This is a genomic window from Aquipluma nitroreducens, assembly GCF_009689585.1.
GTDB lineage: Bacteria > Bacteroidota > Bacteroidia > Bacteroidales > Prolixibacteraceae > Aquipluma > Aquipluma nitroreducens.
In genome coordinates, this window is the sequence record NZ_AP018694.1 from 2,188,130 (window position 1) to 2,208,469 (window position 20,340).

The window sequence follows — 20,340 nt, forward strand, 5'->3', positions numbered from 1 at the left end:
GTCATCCGATCACCTCATTATATTCTTTATTCGTTCAACGATTTGCAAATCTTTTGGTTGATTTCACGAACCCGTTGTTCTTCCAGTTTGATTACTTTACGGTCGTATGTCATCAATCCATTAATTTCGCCTTCCACGTCAGTAGTTTGGGTATAAACTCCGGCAGAAAAACCAGCCTTGATGAATTTCAGCAGCGATTCGCCGTATTTCACATACTCGTCGGTTACTTCCTTCGAGTTTTTAAACTGAACGTAACCCCAGTTTTTGTCGGTTGCCCAAAGGTGACCTTCCAGTGCCAAACCAATTCCACCATACTCGCCCAAAACTGTTGGACGCTGTCCGTCATACAGATACATATCTGGCCCCGGATAGTTGTGCAAATCGAGCATATCGCCTACCGGATAATGGTTTCCGCCGCTAGCTGGGTTTACCAAACGACTTGGATCGTATGATTTAGTCCATTCCACAATTTCAGGAACTTTAAATTGTCCCCAAGCCTCGTTGAAAGGCACCCAGGTTACCACACAAGGATTTGAATACAGGTAATCCATGATTTCTTTCCATTCTTTGCGGTAGTTGGCTTCCGAGTCGGCCGAACGCTTCATTTCGGTTCCGGTGAAATAATTGTGGCTCTGCCATTGTGGCGAACGATCGCCGCTTGGCATGTCCTGCCAAACCAAGATTCCGAGTTGGTCGCAATGCGTGTACCAGCGGGCTGGCTCCACTTTCACGTGTTTGCGAATCATGTTGAACCCAAAATCTTTGGTTTTCTGAATGTCGTATTTCAATGCTTCATCGGTTGGGGCGGTATATAAACCATCGGGCCACCAACCCTGATCGAGCGGACCAAACTGAAAATAAGCTTTGTTATTCAGTTCCAGACGAACGATACCGTTTTTATCGCGTTTGGTCGAAACTTTGCGCATCGCAAAATAGCTGTTCACCTGGTCAGTCACAGCTCCATTACTGATTACACTAACTTTCATGGTGTAAAGGAAAGGTGATTCGGGGCTCCACAATTTGGCTTCAGGAACCGAAATCTCTAGTTTTTCTCCGGAAGTAGCTTTGCTCACGGCAATTTCTTTCGATCCATCAAAAAGTTTTACCTCTACTACATCGCCATAAGCTGCGCCTTTGGTTTGAACAGAAACAGCAACCTGGCTTTTGTCGATATTTGGAACAGTCTGGATATGCTCAATGCGTTTGGCGGCAACAGGTTCGAGCCAAACGGTCTGCCAGATTCCGGTAACCGGTGTGTACCAAATACCATTTGGTTTACTTACCTGTTTTCCGCGTGGCTGAAATCCATTATCAGTTCCATCCCAGACCCGAACAACCAGTTTCTGGCCACCCGTTTTATTCAGGAAAGGAGTTACATCGAATGAAAAAGGTGTATAGCCACCTGTATGCGAACCAATTTTTACATCGTTCACCCAAACATCGGCCTTCCAATCGACAGCGCCAAAATTCAACAATACGTTTTTACCTTTCCAGTTGGCAGGCACTTTAAAGTTTCTTTTGTACCAAACTTCGTTCTCACCGCCAACGGTTTTCATTACTCCCGAAAGGCTTGATTCGACAGGAAAAGGAACCAAAATTTGCCCGTCGAAAGCGATTGGTTCAGCCATTCCGGCTTTCAGGATCGAATAATCCCACAATCCGTTCAGGTTCATCCAGTCTGCCCGTTCCATCATTGGGCGCGGATATTCGGGAAGAACATTTTTGACATCGATTTTTTCGGCCCACGAAGTTTTGATTTTATCGCCGGCAGGTTTCCACTGCGCGAAGGTTTGGAGCATACAAATGCTTAATAAAAATAAGAAAGCTGTCTTTTTCATTCTTTTGTAGTTGTTTTAGGTTATTAAAATTTCTGAATTTAATTTTATTCCATGCTAATACACTTTGCTCGTTGTAAATGCTCATTCTGCCATTTATCTTTTTTCGAAAAATTAGCTAAAATTAGCAATCGAACTGATTCTTTCATCGATTGATTACCGTTTCTCAGTTTAAAACTTACTGCCTGACGAACTTTCTGAATGATAAAAAATAGATAAAAAAAATTCAGAAGTTACTATTACTTTTGCCCCAATTGTTGTTGGGAACTTACCTGAATTGAAATGAATTATTAAAAACTATATTTAGGCCACTTTAAATCCAAACTCTTTTTCTGAAGGAAATTATTTGACAAAAATAGAAGAACATATCGACGTTGCTCTAATTTCGAAGTTTCGAAATGGTGATATGGAGGCTTTTCGGAAAATCTACGAATCTTTCTGCGAACCTTTGTATCGCTTTGCATATTCGTACCTTAAAGATTCATTTGAATCAGAAGAGATTGTTCAGGATGTTTTCCTTAAGGTTTGGGAAAAACGCGCCGAAGTGGATGAGCAGAAGTCGTTCAAAAGTTACCTGTACCGCATCACAGTAAATAAAATCTTCAACGAGTTAAAGCACCGGGTGGTTAAGCAGAAATACGACCAACATCTGCAGAACTTCGACCAAACTTCAATTGAAACTCCCGAATCGTCCATCCAATTTCAGGAATTGAATAAAAAAGTAGAGCACCTTCTCACCCGATTACCTGAACAACAGCGCAATATATTTATCATGAGTCGCTGGAAAGGGTTATCGAATGCCGAAATTGCTGATACCCTCGACCTATCAATCCGCACTGTCGAAAACCAGATTTACCGCGCGGCCAAATTTATAAAGCTCCACCTGAACGACGACTATCCGATTGGCATACTGCTAATTGTATTCAGCTACCAGTGGATTTAGGACAACATATTTCCCTCTTTTCAAAAAAAATCAATTTTCGTGTGAGTATTGTATTATCCAATCTTGTATTACACCTGAAATGAAAAATACGGAATTTTCAAATATTGAATTTAAGGGCCTGTTGGAAAAGTTTCAATCAGGCAAAAGCAATCCGGAAGAACTTCGCCAGCTGGAAGAAATGTTTTTTGACGCTGAGATTTCTGAAGGGATAAAAAGCGCCATGCTGAATGAAATTAGAGACTTTGAAACAGCTGGTTCGGAAACAGATACCGACTACGACCGCCTGTTCCAATCGATTCAAAAGATTATTTCGGATCACAAATCAAATACCCGCAGCCTGAATTTACGATTAAATTTCATGCGCATTGCAGCCATTATTGTCATGGCCTTTGTCTTTGGTGGAACTTTATCGTATTTCATTTTCAACTCAGACAAAACAACATCGGGTTCATTTTGCGAAGTAACGGCTCCATTGGGCTCCACCTCCGAAATTGTACTTCCTGACAGCTCCAAAGTATGGTTAAACGCCGGAAGTAAAATCAAATATTCGACCACTTACAATCAGAAAAACCGGTTGATTTATCTGGAAGGCGAAGGCTATTTCATCGTAGCCAAAAACAAGGAAATCCCATTTATTGTAGATGCTTATGGATTTGAAGTTAAAGCTGTAGGTACCGAATTTAACGTAAAAGCTTACAAAAGCGATCCGACAGTTGAAACCACCATGGTGGAAGGCAAAGTAACTTTGCAGCATTCAACCGAAAGTATCCTGAAAGGAGTGTACCTGACACCAAACCAAAAAGCCACATTCTATAAAAAGGAAGAATCGCTGACAGTTGAAGTCATTAAGAAACTGCAAGAAAAGAAGGAAGAACTGAATTATATTCCTGAACACCGGTTGGTTATTGCACCACGGATTGATCCTAAAGCAATCGTTTCGTGGAAAGAAAACCGGTTAATCATTGAGCGGGAACAGCTTGGTACCTTGGCCGAGATTCTGAGCCGGAAATACAATTTCAATTTCGAATTTAAATCGGAAGACATTAAACGAATCAGTTTCTCAGGTACGCTTGAAGACGAAACCCTGCAACAGGTTATGAATGTGATTAAAATTTCGTCGCCAATTGATTATGAAATTGTAGGAAAGACCGTGATCATCGAGCAAAACGAAGCACGTATGTCGGAATTCAAAAAACTATATAAACAGAAGTAATTAAAAAAATCAGGGAATAGATTTTTGCCGAATCTATCCCCTGTATTCTAAATAGTGTTAAACAAAAATCAATGTCAGTTCCCGCAAAAGAATACTGGCATTGGCAGTCAAACATCTAACATTTCAAATGTATGAAAAAAAATCTAATTGGATTAATTTTTCCTGGAAGGGGAAAACTGAAAAAACTTTTCTTAATTATGAAACTAACAACTGTACTAATTCTGGCAGTTACCATGCAAATCAGTGCTACTGTTTATTCTCAAAGCACCAAGTTCAGTATGGATTTTAAAGGGAAAACGGTTCGCGAAGTCTTTAATATTATTGAAGGTCAGAGCCGGTTCCGGTTTTTCTTCAACGATGATTTTAGATTGATCGACGAAAAAGTGAACCTTGATGTTAAAGATGTTAGCGTAGAAGCTATTTTGGACGAGCTGTTCCTGAATTCAGACATCAGCTACAAAGTTCTGCCTAACGATTTAATTGTACTGACAGCCAGTAATAACCAAGGACTTGCACCAGTTAATCAAAGCAAAACAATCAAAGGCAAAGTAGTTGACGTAGAAGGGCTTCCATTGCCGGGCGTAACCGTCTATTTAAAAGGCACCACAGGTGGAACCATCACCAGTGGCGATGGGACATACAATCTCCCTGTTCCTGCAAATGCAAAAACATTGGTATTCTCGTTTGTAGGTATGGAAACCAAAGAAATAGCTCTTGGCAGTCAATCGGAAATTAATGTAACAATGGCCGAAAATACAATTGGTATTGAGGAGGTTGTCGCTATTGGTTATGGTGTCCAGAAGAAAGAATCGCTGACCGGAGCCATTTCAGGAGTAACATCCGAAGATATGGACCGTGTACACTCAACCACAGTTAGTTCGGCTCTGGCCGGTAAGCTGGCCGGGGTTTCTTTCCGTATGGCTGACGGACGTCCGGGATCATCGGCAAACATTCAGATCCGTAACATGGGCAATCCCTTGTATGTTATCGACGGAATCCAGAAAGATGCCGCACAGTTCAACAACATTTCTCCGAACGATATCGAAAGTTTAACTATTCTGAAAGATGCTTCGGCAGCCATCTATGGAGTACGCGCAGCAAACGGTGTAGTTGTGGTTACTACCAAACGTGGTAAACTAAATACAAAGAATACCATTAATGTTGACGCGTACACAGGATGGCAAAACTGGTCGCGGTTTCCTGCAACAACCGATGCTTACGGATGGATGTCGGGTAAAGCAGACGCAGAAATGAACCAATTTGGAAAAACCGACATCACTGCTTCGGAACTTGAAAAATGGAAAGCCGGTACCGATCCTGCTTACCGAAGCTTCAACTGGTACGATTTTATTATCAAACCAAATTCTCCACAAACATCGATTAACGTAAACACCACCGGGGGTTCCGACAAAATCAATTATTACCTTTCGGTTACACGTTTAGATCAGAATTCGGTTTTAGGCCGTGAGTTTACTTTCGGACGTACCAATATCCAGTCGAACATCGATGCTAAAATTACCGATCGCCTGAAAGTGGGTGTTCAGATCAATGGCCGTCAGGAAACACGCGACAATCCTGGTGTTCCCGGAGGAGACGATTACTGGGCTCCTCGTTTTGCATTGTTCCGCAACCGCCCAACCGAGCGCCCGTTTGCTAACGACAATCCGGAGTACATCAACAACATTGGTCACATGGCCGAAAACTGGGGATTACTTACCAAAGCAAATTCAGGATACTGGACTGAAGACTGGAGAGTTTTACAAACCAATTTTATTGCTGATTACGAAACCCCAATTAAAGGGTTGACCGCCAAAGGAACCTATTCGTATTACATTGCCGACAAATTGATGAACGGACACGAATATACCTACGATGCATACAGCTATTTCCCTGAAACTGATAGTTACAAAGTAACCTTTGCCAACCTGAACCCATGGAGAGAGCGCGGAACACACAAAACATTCGAAACGGTTTTGCAGGGCCAGTTGAACTACAAAAAGGAAATTGGCAAACATAAAATCGCAGGAACATTTGTTGCTGAGCGCATTAATCGTCACGAATTAGACGTTTGGGTTCATGCAGTGCCTAAAACCAATGCACTTCCAATTCTTCAGTTTGCTGATATGGATACTTACAATGATCAGGACTGGGAAGAAGCCCGTATTGGTTACATTGGTCGTTTCAATTACAGCTATGCCAACAAATACTACCTCGAAGTTTCGGGTCGTGAGGATGCAGCATGGAAATTCGTTTCGAACAAACGTTGGGGATTTTTTCCATCAATGTCAGCCGGATGGAGAATTACCGAAGAAAAATTTGCTAAATCAATCTTAGGTTCAAGCACTTTAGATATCAAACTTCGTGGATCATACGGTGAACTTGGTGACGATAATATCAATTTGGGAATTAATTCTGATGACAGTCGTTACATCGGTGCGTTTGCATACATACCTGGATATAACTACGGGACATCAACCAATATTATTGATGGGAATGTGGTAAAAGGATCAAGAGACCGTGGTGTTCCAATTACATCAATCACTTGGTTTACCAGTAAGATCACCGATATTGGAGCAGATTATTCGATAATGAATGGAAAATTAAGCGGTAGTATTGACTACTTTTATCGTAAACGCGATGGTTTGCGAGGAGTTAAATATGACGTTTTAGTTCCAAGCGAAATCGGATACTCACTTCCGGATGATAATGTAAACAGCGATGCCGTTATGGGAGCTGAAACATCGATTAGTTACGACGGAAGCGTTGGCAAATTAAATTATACTGTTGGTGGAAATGTTTCATTTGCACGCGAAAAATTCCTGAATTCGTACAAACCACGTTTCAATAACTCCTGGGACAATTACCGCAATTCAAGCGAAGGCCGCTGGACCGGAGCTTACTGGGGATACGAAGTTGTTGGCCAATTCCAGTCGTTCGACGAAATCAACAACTACACCATTAACAATGATGGACAGGGAAACAAAACCATGCTTCCTGGTGATTTGATGTACAAAGACATCAACGGCGATGGTAAAATTGACGACTACGACCAACGTCCTATTGGTTTCCCTAGAGACCGTAACCCAATCCTGAACTTTGGATTTAACATCAGCGCCAGCTACGCGAACTTCGACTTCAAAGCCGACTTCTCGGGTGGTGCAATGTACTCATACAACCAAAACTGGGAAATGAGAAACCCATACCAGAACACAGGTAACTTGTTGAAAGTATTCTACGACGAAAGATGGCACCGTGCTGATCCGCTGGATTTAAACAGTCAATGGATTTCAGGTAAATATCCTGCCTTAAGGTTCAACAACGGCGATCATAGCAACTACAACAAAAACTCCACATTCTGGCTGACTAACATGAGTTATCTTCGATTGAGGACTTTGGAAATTGGTTATACATTGCCAAAAACATTGGTTGAAAAAGCAAAACTCCAGAAAGCTCGTTTCTATGTCAATACATATAACCTGTTCTCGTTTGACAAGTTAAAAAAACTAGGTGTTGAACCTGAGATTATGGACGAAAATGGTCTGCAATATCCTCAGAACAGATTGGTAAATCTTGGTGTTAACCTTAGTTTCTAACCGAAAAACTTTTATACAATGAAAAAATATATTTTTATTTCAATCATGCTCGTCACCCTTGCCTGGGGCTGTAATGATGAGGCATTTTTGGACAAATCACCAACTAATATTCTTCTGGATAACCAGATATGGAACGACCCCAGCCTTGTGCTCTCTGTTGTTGCCGACTTATACGACCGTGTTCCTGAATACCAAACACTTCAGGGATGGTGGGATTTTGCAAGTTTCGACGAAGGATTTGCATCAAACGGCGGCGACTACTGGCGCCATAAAAACCAGGATTACGGTTACGGCGAATGGTCGAACTGGGATTACGGTTTGCTCCGTGAAGTAAACCTGTTTATTGAAAGATGTGGTACTGCCGACAAACTGGATGCGTCAACCAAAGCACGTTTCCTTGCTGAAGGACGTTTCATCCGTGCCAACATTTATTTCGAACTGGTTAAACGTATGGGTGGAGTACCGATTATTACTGAATCGATGACTTACGATTTCAGTGGCGACCCATCGTACCTGCGCAAACCACGTAATAAAGAAGCTGAAGTTTACGATTTCATCATTAAAGAATTGGATGCCATTAAAGCCGATTTACCGAATGATCCAAATACTAAATCACGCGCTTCACAAGGGTTGGTTTTAGCTATGAAATCACGCGTTTGTTTGTACGCTGCTTCAATTGCTAAATATGGTGCAACAACTCCAACGGTATCGTTACCTGGCGGCGAAGTTGGGATCCCTGCAGATTTGGCTGCTGGTTATTATCAGAAAGCCCTTACTGCTGCTGAAGAATTAATTAACGGTGGTAAATATTCGTTATACAAGAAAAAAGAAAATCTTTCTGAAAACTTCGCTAATCTTTTCATCGACAAATCGAATCCGGAAGCAATTTTCGTAAAAGATTTCAAATTGAAAAGTGGTAAAGTTGAAGGCTGGACACTGGTTAACCAACCTTGGTCGCAGGCAGAAGATTTGGAAGGCGGACGTTTGAATCCTTCATTAAATTTGGTTCAATCGTTTGAAAAACTGGATAACACCTACGATACTTTCCAGACCAATCAGGCCAATGGCGATTACATCTATTTCACTAATCCGAAAGACATGTTTGCTGGCCGCGATGCACGTTTGGAAGGTACTGTAATGGTTCCGGGTTCGTACTACAAAGGAAAACAACTCGACATTTGGGCTGGATTCTTATTGGCCGACGGAACTGTTATTAATGGCGATAACTTTGGAACCCGCAAAACTCTTCCCGGCAAATCTGCTCCTGAATATGTTGTTGGTTGGGATGGCCCGATTGACGGTCTTGAATTCAGCGCTCAGTCTGGTTTCTATGTTCGCAAATACATGGACTTGGCCGTAGGTTCAGGCCAGCGTGGTGTGAACAGCGAAGTGTGGTGGATCCGCTACCGTTTAGGCGAAGTTTACCTGAATGCGGCCGAAGCTGCTTTCGAATTGGGCGACAAAGCCAAAGCTGCCGGTTACATGAATACTGTTCGCGAACGTGCTGGATTGGTTATTCCATTGACAGCTGCCGACATCACTTTCGACCGTATCGTTCACGAACGTAAAGTGGAACTTGCTTTCGAAGGACACGAGCTTTGGGACATGAAACGCTGGAGATTGGCTCACGTAATCTGGAACGGAGTTTCTACTCCACTGACAAACGACCCTGGAAAAGCTACTGAAGTAAGTACGCGTGTTTTCGGAATGTGGCCATACAAATATTATAACCCAGGTGGTGCAAACGATGGCAAATATATTTTCAAGAAAATCATTCCTGCTCAGGTTACCAATGCCCACCGGTTCCGTTTAGGCAATTATTATTCTGAAATTAACAGCACAATCAGGAATAACAATCCGCTAATCGTCCGGAATCCTAACCAGGAGTAACCGTTCAGTTAAACGATTTTCAAAATCAATAAATTTCTTTAGATATGAAATTAAAATTAATTATAGCATTAGGCGTCATTGGCAGCTTCCTTGCTTCGTGCCAGAAAGACAATTTTGACGAACCTGGTTCAAAGCTTGAAGGTAAACTGGTTTACAAAGGCGAGGCTATCAACGTTAGCTACAACGATGTTACGTTTCAGTTATGGGAACCAGGATGGCAAAAGAAAGGCGAAATTAATGTTGCAGTCGATCAGGATGGTTCTTTTTCAGCCATGCTTTTCGATGCCAACTACAAATTGGTTATCCCTTCAAACCAGGGACCATTCCGCAGCATTACAAACACCGAAACCAAATCGGATACGATTCTGGTTAACCTGAGCGGAAGCAAAACAATGGACATCGAGGTTATGCCATATTACATGATCCGCACCCCTCAATTTACGGTTGCAGGCCGCGAAGTAACCGGTACATTTAAAGCTGAAAAAATCATTACAGATGCCAACGCAAAAAACATTGAGCGCGTTAACCTGTATGTAAACAAAACTCAGTTTGTTGATTTCCGTTCGAATGTTGCTTCGTCCGAACTGGATGGTGCTTCGTTTACTGCAGGAACAACTGTAACACTAAAAGCTACAGTACCAACACTTACACCTACTCAAAATTATGTTTTTGCCCGCATCGGCCTAAAAATCGCCGGTGTTGAGGACATGATTTTTTCGCCGGTTGTGAAAGTAAATTTATAACAATAGGCATTACCAACTAAATCGGGGCCATCTTGATATTCTTGAATATTGAGATGGCCTTTTTTAACCTTGGTAGTGATACATTTACACCAAAAAACAACCTTATTACCTTATTTTGGAGCATTGTCACGTCGTTTGTATCTAAATTCAGACCAATAAGAATAAAACAATGTTACATTTCATGAAAATAAGACACTGATAATCATAGACTAATTAACAATGATTCGATAATCAAAATAGAAAGATTAATTTTAAACCAAATAAATTAAACCATGAGTAAAAACCACCCGGGGAAAATCTTCAGAACAAAATCCCCTTTTTATTTCATTCTTCTAAGTTTGTTTCTGCTCGCTTCGTGCGCTGAAACAAAAAAGGCCACGCCGGTGGTAACGATGACCAAAAACCTGCGTGCTCCGGCTTATCCGCTGGTCACCATCGATCCGTACACCAGCGCCTGGTCGGAAGCAGATCATTTGTACGATGATGCTGTTCGCCACTGGACAGGCAAACGCCACGGACTGATCGGCGCCATTCGTGTTGACGGACAGGTTTACCGCTTTTTGGGTAAGGAAGAATTACCCCGAAAAGCAGTTCTGCCAATGGCTAACCAAGGTGCCTGGGATGGTGTTTTCAGTTTGACCCAACCTGCCAGTGGATGGGAAAAACCTGATTTCAATGCGTCAAAATGGACTGCCGGGAAAGGCGCTTTCGGTACTTCCGGAATGCCAGATTTGGTAACTCCCTGGGAAACTCCGGATATTTGGGTTCGTCGCGAATTCACCATCGATGCAAATCTGACTGATGCCCCACTCTACCTGATTTATTCGCACGACGACAATTTTGAACTTTACCTGAACGGTCAGAAATTAGTTGATACGGGCTATGCCTGGAAAAACAATGCAGTTCTTCCTTTAGATGGTGAATTGAAAAAGCTATTGATAAAAGGTGGCAAAAATGTAATTGCAGCACATTGCCACAACAAAACCGGCGGTGGATTGGTCGATTTTGGTATTTATCAGGATAGCGAAAAACAGGAAATATTTGCACAGGCCGCAATACAAAAATCGGTTGCTATGTCGGCCACAAAAACACAATATATATTCGCTTGCGGATCGGTTGATTTAAACTTGGAATTTATGACACCGCTTTTGCCCCAAAATCCGGATGTGCTTTCGCGCCCGGTAAGCTACCTGAGCTACGACGTGAAATCGACCGATGGAAAAGACCACGATGTTCAGATTTACTTCGAAGCTACTCCGGAATGGGCCGTCAATACTATTTCGCAGGAAGTTTCGATCGAAAAAGGCGAAACTGATGGACTTACCTACTTCAAGACCGGAACAACCGAACAACCGGTATTGGCTAAAAAAGGCGACGATCTCCGGATTGACTGGGGATATTTTTACCTGTGCGGCGCCAAAACTCCTGAAATGAGTTACTCGCTAGGCGGATATCAGGCAATTAAAGAGGGTTTCGCAGCCACCGGAATTCTGGAATCGACAGGGGAACAAAAAATGACCACCAAAATGGTTCCTAATATGCCTGTTATGGCTTGTGCTCAGCAATTGGGCAAAGTTTCTGACAAAGGATCAAACGGCAAAATCATGATTGGATACGATGATTTGTATTCCATTCAGTACTTCAATGAAAACCGCATGGCCTGGTGGAAAAAAGATGGAAAAGTAACGATGGACGATGCCCTAAAAGCCGCCAATACCGAATACGACCAGTTGGTTGAAACCTGTGCTAAGTTCGATAATGAAATGTGGAACGATGCCGTAAAAGCCGGTGGCGAAAATTATGCAGAACTCTGCGTGTTGGCTTTCCGCCAGTCGATTGCCGCCCACAAATTGTTTAAAGACAAAGAAGGCAACACCATTTTCCTTTCGAAAGAAAACTTCAGTAACGGATCGATTGGTACGGTTGACTTAACTTACCCGTCTGCCCCATTGTTCCTGATTTATAATCCCGATTTGCTGAAGGGAATGATGAACCCGATTTTCTATTTTTCTGAAAGCGGAAAATGGAACAAACCATTTGCTGCTCACGATGTGGGAACTTATCCACTGGCCAACGGTCAAACGTATGGTGGAGACATGCCGGTTGAAGAATCAGGAAATATGCTGGTTTTGGCTGCTGCCATTGCTCAAGCCGAAGGCAATGCCACTTTCGCCGAAAAACATTGGGAAGTGCTTACCGTTTGGGCTAATTACCTGGTAGAAAACGGACTAAATCCTGAAAACCAATTGTGTACCGACGATTTTGCCGGCCACTTTGCGCACAACACCAACCTTTCAATAAAAGCCATCATGGGTATAGCAAGCTATGGAAAACTGGCCGACATGTTGGGTAAGAAAGACATTGCTGAAAAATACACTGCTCAGGCTAAAGAAATGGCTGGCAAATGGGTCGAAATGGCTAACGATGGCGATCATTTCCGCCTGACATTTGATCAACCCGGAACCTGGAGCCAGAAATACAACCTGGTTTGGGACAAAATTCTCGGCTTTAACATCTTCGATCCTGCAGTGGCTCAAAAGGAAATTGCCTATTACCTGACCAAGCAAAACACTTACGGATTGCCTTTAGACAACCGGAAAACCTACACTAAATCCGACTGGATTATGTGGACAGCAACCCTTGCCAACGACAAGGAAACATTCCAGAAGTTTATCGATCCGCTGCACAAATGTTTCAACGAATCACCTACCCGTGTTCCGATGACTGACTGGTACGAAACAACTGATGCCAAACAGGTCGGATTTCAGGCCCGTTCAGTTGTTGCCGGATATTTCATGAAAATGCTGGAACAAAAATCAGTAAAAAAATAGTAGCACGCGTTCGCAATCATGTGATATCCAGTGCAGAATTCATATCAATAAAAAGGATCAGACTGATAGATTTCAGTTCGATCCTTTTTTATGCAGTTTAACACTTCTAATTTACAGTATTTACGAAATCCCAGAACATGAGATTTCGTAATAAATTTTGCTTCCACAAAAACAAAAGCATCATTAACTAATTGATAGTTAATGATGCTTTGTAGTCTCACCGGGACTTTTTTAATAATCGTCATTAAATTTCATAAAATATCAAATGACTATCAATAAGCATATTAAATCATTTTTATTTAAGTTAAATATCTCTAAGTATTCTTAGATATATTAAAAATTGGGTGTATATTTGGGTGTAATTTTAACCATACCCAAATATGAATATCAAAAGAAACATCATTTTCACATTAGAAAGACGAAAGAAAATCGACGTTTTGGTCACTGACAATGTTCCAATCCGGATGCGTGTTATCTATGGTGGAACTCGGATCGAATTTAGCACCGGATACCGAATAGATGAATCCAAATGGGACGCAGACAAACAACGGGTAAAGAACGGATGTACGAACAAACTTAAGCAAAGCTCATCTGAAATCAATTCTGACTTGTTAAAATACTATACCGATATTCAGAATATTTTTAAGGAATTTGAGGTTAAGAATATTACTCCTACTGGACACGCCGGATAAAATATCCAGTGTTCGCCGGAACAAATTGACCACCTTCCGCCGGTCAAAATGGTTGGGTTGCGCCGGAGCAAATTGACCACCCTCTAAGAACGATTTATCCTTGTTGATTAGCGGGCATTTATGATTAAGTTGGCTTTGTTCAATATAATCAAAATGTCAAATAAACTAATCATTATGAGCAAGGTAAGAAGCATTATCAGGCTTTACACCGAGGGTGTAAGTAAACAGTCCATCGGGGAACGGACAGGTCTTCCCCGCAATAGTGTTAAGAAGTATATCAGGTTGTTCCTGGCTTCGGGCAAATCGCCCCAGGAGATTCAACTGATGAGTGACACTGAACTTGAGCAGATGTTTCTGGATATGGTTCCACGCAATCATATTGAGAATGATCTGCGTTATCAATCTCTGGAAGCATTTTTCCCCACCATGGAAAAAGCATTGAAGATCCGGGGAAACACCAAGGAGAAGCTTTGGGAGCAATATTTTGAACAGCATCCTGCAGGCTATCGGTTTTCACAGTTCAAGCATTATTATCTTCTCTGGAAGAAGGTTCGTAATCCGGTTATGCACATTGAGCATAAGGCCGGGGAGAAGATGTATGTTGATTATGCAGGCGAAAAACTCAAGGTTTTAGATCCGGAAACATTAGACATCACAGAGGTAGAGGTTTTTGTCGCCATACTGGGTGCAAGCCAGTTGACCTACGTAGAGGCCAGTTATACCCAACAGAAGGAAGACTTCATCAACTCCTGCGAAAATGCATTACATTACTTCGGAGGTGTTCCTAATGCCATCGTTACGGATAACTTAAAATCGGCGGTAATCAAGAGTAATCGTTATGAGCCAACACTTAATGAGGCTTTTCGTGACTTCGTAAGCTATTATTCGATGGCGGCTTTACCGGCAGCTCCGTATAAACCCAAACACAAAGCGTTGGTAGAAGGTGCCGTCAAAATCATTTACCGTTCGATTTACAGCATTTTAAAGGGTAATGTATATTCTTGCATTGAACTGCTAAATAGCGCGATCAGGGAGGCACTGGAAGCTCATAATAACAGGCCGCTTACAGGAAGGCCATTCAGCAGGCGACAGTTATTCGAAGATACTGAACGACACTTTTTGCACCCTTTACCTGAAAAGAGATATGAGTTGAAGCGACGCTATATCGCTTCTGTGATGAAGAACAATTACGTCTGCCTTGCCGAGGATAAGCATTATTACAGTGTTCCTTACCATTTTATCGGCAAGAAGGTAACCTTGCTTTACAGCCAATCTGAGGTTGAAATTTATCACCGCTACGAGCGAATTGCAGTGCACAAAAGGAACAGGCACCTTTTTGGACACACAACAATAACAGATCATCTGGCCTCGCAGCACCGCTTCATGAGCGACTGGAACCCCGATAAATTTATCGAACGAGCCGCAGAGGTAGGCCCTCAAACAAAAGAATATATTATCCAGTTGCTAAATGCCCGGCAGCATCCGGAGCAGACCTATCGATCCTGCCAGGGAGTTTTAAGTTTTTCGGTACGTGCCGGAAAAGAGCGGCTTAACAATGCTTGTCTGCGTGCACTTCAATATGGCGATTACAGCTATCAGACCATCCGGGTAATCCTTGAAAAAGGACTTGACCGAAACGTTGATGATCAGCAGCATGTTGATCAGTCAATGCCCCCTCACCTGAACATACGTGGTAAAAACTATTACCGGTAATATCTCCCCGGAGGAAAGCTGTAACGGCTACCCCTCCGGGTATTGTTTAACCTTAAATCGAATAAAATGAATGAGCAAACGCTTCAAAAAATGAGACAGATGAAGTTCTTCGGTATGGTTCGTGCCTTTAGAACAAGCATCGAGAATGGCAGCATGATTCAAATGACAGGCGATGAAATGGTATCGATGCTTATTGATGCCGAATGGGATGATCGTAACAATCGCCGCATAGAGAGGCAAATGCGCAATGCAAAGTTCCGTTATAAAGCCAACATTGAGCAGTTGCACTTTGATATAGATCGCAACCTGGACAAAAATCAGTTCATGCGTATGGCTGAGTGTACTTTTATCGGAAGAAAAGAGAATCTTCTGATCACCGGGAGTACCGGAATAGGCAAGAGCTTCATTGCTTCTGCTATCGGAAATCAAGCCTGTACCCTTGGGTTCAAAGTACTTTATGCCAACACTACAAAGCTGTTTACAAGATTAAAAATGGCCAAAGCAGATGGTTCGTACATCAGAGAAGTTGCAAAGATAGAAAGACAGGATCTTTTGATTCTGGACGATTTTGGCTTGCAGCCGCTTGATGCATCAAACAGGTCGGTACTTATGGAAATCGTGGAAGATCGTCACGGAAACCGTTCAACCATTATAACCTCTCAGTTGCCAGTGGCACAATGGTATGAGGTTATCGGAGAACAAACAATAGCGGATGCAATACTTGACCGCATTGTTCATGATGCTCATCGAATGGAACTTGTAGGAGAATCAATACGAAGAAGACAACGAAACAAAATCGTAGAAACTGTTGAATCAGAATAAATAAATCTAATTTTGTATAACTCTAATCAAAACAAGGAAATGATCGTTCTCAATATTGAAAATAGGTGGTCAATTTACTCCGGCGAAAGGTGGTCAATATAAAACGGCGCGGACTGGTCAATTTAACCGGCAAATCCACTCCTACCCCCGAACAACTTAAAACTGCATTTGCTAAGAGAAACAAAACAAGTAATCCTGAAGAAACAGAAGCAAAAAAGCCCACAGTTTCTTTTATGAATATTTTTGATGAATTTCTAAAAGAATGTGGTACGCAAAACAACTGGACTGACGCTACCTATAAAAAATTCTCAGCATTAAAAACTCATTTAAACAAATTCAAATCCGACCTTACATTTGAGGACTTGAGCGAATCCGGGTTAAATGAGTTTGTAAATTATCTTCGGGATAAAAAGGACATGAGAAACAGTTCTATTGGCAAACAAATCAGCTTACTCAAATGGTTTCTTCGCTGGGGACTTAAAAAAGGACGTCATAATAACAACGCCATTGAATCATTCAATCCCAAACTAAAAAATGCACCAAAGAAAGTAATCTTCTTAACCTGGGGAGAACTAAACAAACTTCGTGATTATAAAATTCCGGCAAATAAACAGTATTTGGAACGGGTTCGGGATGTGTTTTTGTTTACCTGCTTCACCGGGTTAAGGTATTCTGATGTATATAACCTGAAAACAAGTGATATTAAGGATGATCACATAGAAATAACGACAGTAAAAACTGTTGACAGCCTGATTATAGAATTGAACAAACACAGTAAATCCATATTGGAGAAATATAAAGATGTTCATTTCGAAAACAATAAAGTTTTGCCAGTAATTACCAACCAGAAAATGAACGACTACCTGAAAGAATTGGCCGAACTTGCTGAAATAAATGAGCCCGTGGGTGAGACTTATTATAAAGGTAATCAAAGGATAGATGAAGTTACACCAAAGCATGCGCTCTTGGGCACACACGCCGGTCGAAGGACATTTATCTGCAATGCTTTATCTCTGGGGATCCTGCCACAAGTAGTAATGAAATGGACAGGGCACAGCGATTATAAGGCGATGAAGCCCTATATAGATATTGCTGACGAAATAAAAGCCAATGCAATGAGTAAGTTCAATCAGCTTTGATTTAAATCACAAATCAAATAAAACTATTCTCTTTGTTGTATTATAAGTATGATTAAAATATTTTATATATTTGAACGATATTATAATTGTAATTTTAAAATAGCATGACTAAATTTCCAAGTGTACTGCACCACAGAGATACCTATATTGAGAGGATAAAACCTTTCATGCGTACTCCTATTGTTAAAGTAATGATAGGTCACCGCCGTGTGGGTAAGAGCTTTATACTGTTTCAACTTATTGAACTGATCAAAAATGAGGATAAAAATGCCAATGTCATTTATATCAATAAAGAAGATATTGAATTTATAGATGTTGTTTCGTACCGGGAGCTGCATGACTATATCTCGAAAAGGTTGGTCGGCGACAGGAAAAATTACATCTTTATCGATGAAATTCAGGAGATTGCAGACTTCAAAGTAACCATTCGTTCACTTGCCCTAGACGATAATAACGATATTTATATCACAGGCAGCAATTCAGAGATGTTTTCCAGTGATTTGGCAAATGAACTTGGAGGCCGTTATGTGGAATTTAGAATTTACAGCTTATCCTATCTTGAATTTCTGAATTTTCACAAACTATCCAATGACGATAACTCACTTGAAAAATACTTTCATTTCGGTGGATTGCCTTATCTGATACATCTGCCATTGGAAGAACAGATAGTTATGGAGTATATCAGCAGCGTATATTCAACAATCATATTGCGCGATGTTGTAGAGCGTAAGAAGATACGGAACACTGCTTTTCTTGAACAACTCATCCGTTTTTTAGCAAATAATGTCGGTAGCCTCTTTTCATCAAACAGTATAAGTGATTTTCTCAAAAGTCAGCAAGTCAAAATATCACCCAATCAGGTTTCGGAATATGCAGATTCGCTGGCGGAAGCTTTTGTAGTGCATCGGATAGGCCGTTACGATATTGTCGGAAAGAAGCTGTTTGAGCGCGGAGAAAAATATTTTTTTGAGAATATGGGTATCAGGAACGCAGTCGCAGGATATAAACCACAAGACAGAGCAAAACGATTGGAAAACAATGTTTGCAATCATCTTCTATTTTGCGGTTATGATGTTAAGGTAGGTGCACTATCTACCGAAGAAATAGATTTTGTTTGTACACGAGGTGGAGAAACATTGTATGTCCAGGTGGCAATCGAGTTATCAAGTCCTACAACAATTACCCGCGAATTTGGCAACTTATTAAGAATAAAAGATAATTATCCTAAAATTGTTGTTTCAGGTGAGCGTTCTTTTGAGAATAGTTACGAAGGAGTAGAGCACATCTATATACGTGATTTCTTATCTTCTACTCTAACACCTAAAATATTATAATGAGCAATATTAGGGAGTTTCTTCCCCAATGCCGAGAATTTTTATGGGCATTGAAAAATGGAGGTTATTATTTGAAATAAGTGTCAGGCATGGAACAATTTCAAAACATTCAATCAGTTATCGAGTACTTTTCGGCTATATATTCTTCATGGCAAGAGGTTAATTGTCTGCTGAGAAATAAGATTCAGAATCCTGATTCAGGAGATCTATCTTCTCAAAAGTTCCTATACAAGTTCTACAATAAAAACAAAGAGTCCAATGTCTTCCAAACTAATCTTTTAAACCTTATTCTGGCCAGTTCAGCAGAAAAAGCTGGAGTTGTTACAACCCCTTTACTTGTGTTGTTAAGGGAGAATATCTCTCTTTTTGAGAATAATAAAACAATCCTGGAAGATCTGAATGCTCTCAAGATTATCGAGCAATCTTTGCTGTATTATCAAGACAAAAGAGTTTCACTGGGAGAAGATCTGAAACTGATAAAAACGTATCCTTATCCTTCGGAAGTAGAAAGGCAGATGCTGATTGATGAGACACGAAAGGAATTAAACGAATTATCCGGTGAAGAAGAAAAAGAACGGAACAGGATTGCTCCCTTTTGTGAAAACTTTTTCCCTGGCATTTACCAACTAGGTAAAGAACTTGTAGCATTCATTAATGCTTATATTCCTGAAAAGGATGTGATTGCTGAGAGTCAGGTAAAATCATTCAGACAAAATATTTCTAATGGCATTTTAGTTAAAAATGACCAGACAGATAAAGTGGCTGAACCTGATGCGATTTTCAGGACAAGAATGTTTGAGAAGTTCCTGATACTGGAAAGAAGGCTCTTAACTGATAAATATCTGAAGGAAGAAAACCAGAATAAAGAACTGCGTTGGATTTCAACCCATGAAAACGGGAAACCGGACATCAAAAGATTGGTTACGTTTTTGGCCGGAATGCTCGATAATAACTATTTTCTCCCCAACAAAGACCCCAAAATAAAAGCGTTTTTTGAATCCCGATATCATATCACCATTGGGCAAAACTTTGAAAGGAAAAGACGTGTGCCGCTTCTAAATGAATACAAAATAGTATTTCATAACTATCCATTTTAATGAACCGGTAGCGGTCGCAATACGAAATTACATCACCTATATTTTTTATATATCAATGACTATCAATAACTAACACTCCATAAAACTACGATTCACTGATACTCCAGGAAACTCAAATTAATATTGCGGCATGATTGATAGACCGGCCGACTATCGTTATGTATCACGTAAAATTAATTTGATATGAACATTAAAGATTTAAAAGAAAAGCCTATCTGGCAAATGACAGGGGAAGAGTTCCTATTCCTTCAGCAAAATTCGGAATCCAAGCAGGTACAATCGGCAGCAACCGCAGTTACCAACCCACAAAAGAAGTATGTATATGGAATTGCAGGTATTGCCCGGTTATTCGGATGCAGTACTCCAACGGCAAACCGGATCAAGCAAAGCGGGAAGATTGACAAAGCCATTACTCAGATCGGCCGGAAAATTATTGTGGATGCAGAACTGGCGCTGGAACTTGCCGGGCGCAAATCCGGCGGAAGGAAGTAGGCA

At 41.1% G+C, this 20,340-nt stretch carries 14 protein-coding genes; 13 read left to right on the forward strand and 1 reads right to left on the reverse strand.

What is annotated here, in order from left to right:
- Positions 1–26: 26 nt before the first annotated feature.
- Positions 27–1,838, reverse strand: a complete 1,812-nt coding sequence (locus AQPE_RS09160) for a glycoside hydrolase family 2 protein (protein ID WP_318350763.1) — start codon at positions 1,836–1,838, stop codon at positions 27–29.
- Between the two features lie 343 nt (positions 1,839–2,181).
- Here AQPE_RS09160 and AQPE_RS09165 point away from each other — a divergent pair, with 343 nt between their 5' ends.
- From AQPE_RS09165 to AQPE_RS09225, 13 genes are all read left to right on the forward strand, one after another.
- The gene (locus tag AQPE_RS09165) at positions 2,182–2,778 is read left to right on the forward strand and encodes an RNA polymerase sigma-70 factor (RefSeq protein WP_318350764.1); all 597 of its coding nucleotides are present in this window, start codon (positions 2,182–2,184) and stop codon (positions 2,776–2,778) included.
- A 79-nt stretch (positions 2,779–2,857) separates the two neighbouring features.
- On the forward strand, positions 2,858–3,991 hold the full coding sequence (locus tag AQPE_RS09170) for a FecR family protein (RefSeq protein WP_318350765.1): 1,134 nt from the start codon (positions 2,858–2,860) through the stop codon (positions 3,989–3,991).
- Between the two features lie 197 nt (positions 3,992–4,188).
- Positions 4,189–7,584, forward strand: coding sequence for a SusC/RagA family TonB-linked outer membrane protein (locus AQPE_RS09175; protein ID WP_318350766.1), 3,396 nt, complete (start codon positions 4,189–4,191; stop codon positions 7,582–7,584).
- Between the two features lie 18 nt (positions 7,585–7,602).
- Complete coding sequence (locus AQPE_RS09180) at positions 7,603–9,474, forward strand: RagB/SusD family nutrient uptake outer membrane protein (protein WP_318350767.1); 1,872 nt, start codon at positions 7,603–7,605, stop codon at positions 9,472–9,474.
- 44 nt (positions 9,475–9,518) lie between these two features.
- Complete coding sequence (locus AQPE_RS09185; RefSeq protein WP_318350768.1) at positions 9,519–10,217, forward strand: DUF3823 domain-containing protein; 699 nt, start codon at positions 9,519–9,521, stop codon at positions 10,215–10,217.
- 272 nt (positions 10,218–10,489) lie between these two features.
- The gene (locus AQPE_RS09190; RefSeq protein ID WP_318350769.1) at positions 10,490–13,048 is read left to right on the forward strand and encodes a glutaminase family protein; all 2,559 of its coding nucleotides are present in this window, start codon (positions 10,490–10,492) and stop codon (positions 13,046–13,048) included.
- A gap of 380 nt (positions 13,049–13,428) precedes the next feature.
- On the forward strand, positions 13,429–13,740 hold the full coding sequence (locus tag AQPE_RS09195; RefSeq protein ID WP_449658196.1) for an Arm DNA-binding domain-containing protein: 312 nt from the start codon (positions 13,429–13,431) through the stop codon (positions 13,738–13,740).
- 174 nt (positions 13,741–13,914) lie between these two features.
- A complete protein-coding gene (istA, locus tag AQPE_RS09200; RefSeq protein ID WP_318346873.1) occupies positions 13,915–15,453 on the forward strand; it encodes an IS21 family transposase in 1,539 nt (512 codons plus the stop codon).
- Positions 15,454–15,543: 90 nt separating this feature from the next.
- Complete coding sequence (istB, locus tag AQPE_RS09205; RefSeq protein WP_318346872.1) at positions 15,544–16,275, forward strand: IS21-like element helper ATPase IstB; 732 nt, start codon at positions 15,544–15,546, stop codon at positions 16,273–16,275.
- A 65-nt stretch (positions 16,276–16,340) separates the two neighbouring features.
- Positions 16,341–17,414: a phage integrase SAM-like domain-containing protein gene (locus AQPE_RS09210; protein ID WP_449658197.1), complete on the forward strand. Its 1,074-nt coding sequence runs from the start codon at positions 16,341–16,343 to the stop codon at positions 17,412–17,414.
- Positions 17,415–17,518: 104 nt separating this feature from the next.
- Complete coding sequence (locus AQPE_RS09215; RefSeq protein ID WP_318350770.1) at positions 17,519–18,748, forward strand: ATP-binding protein; 1,230 nt, start codon at positions 17,519–17,521, stop codon at positions 18,746–18,748.
- Positions 18,749–18,837: 89 nt separating this feature from the next.
- Positions 18,838–19,845, forward strand: a complete 1,008-nt coding sequence (locus AQPE_RS09220) for a hypothetical protein (protein WP_318350771.1) — start codon at positions 18,838–18,840, stop codon at positions 19,843–19,845.
- Between the two features lie 183 nt (positions 19,846–20,028).
- On the forward strand, positions 20,029–20,337 hold the full coding sequence (locus AQPE_RS09225) for a DUF3853 family protein (RefSeq protein WP_318350772.1): 309 nt from the start codon (positions 20,029–20,031) through the stop codon (positions 20,335–20,337).
- Positions 20,338–20,340 lie beyond the last annotated feature (3 nt).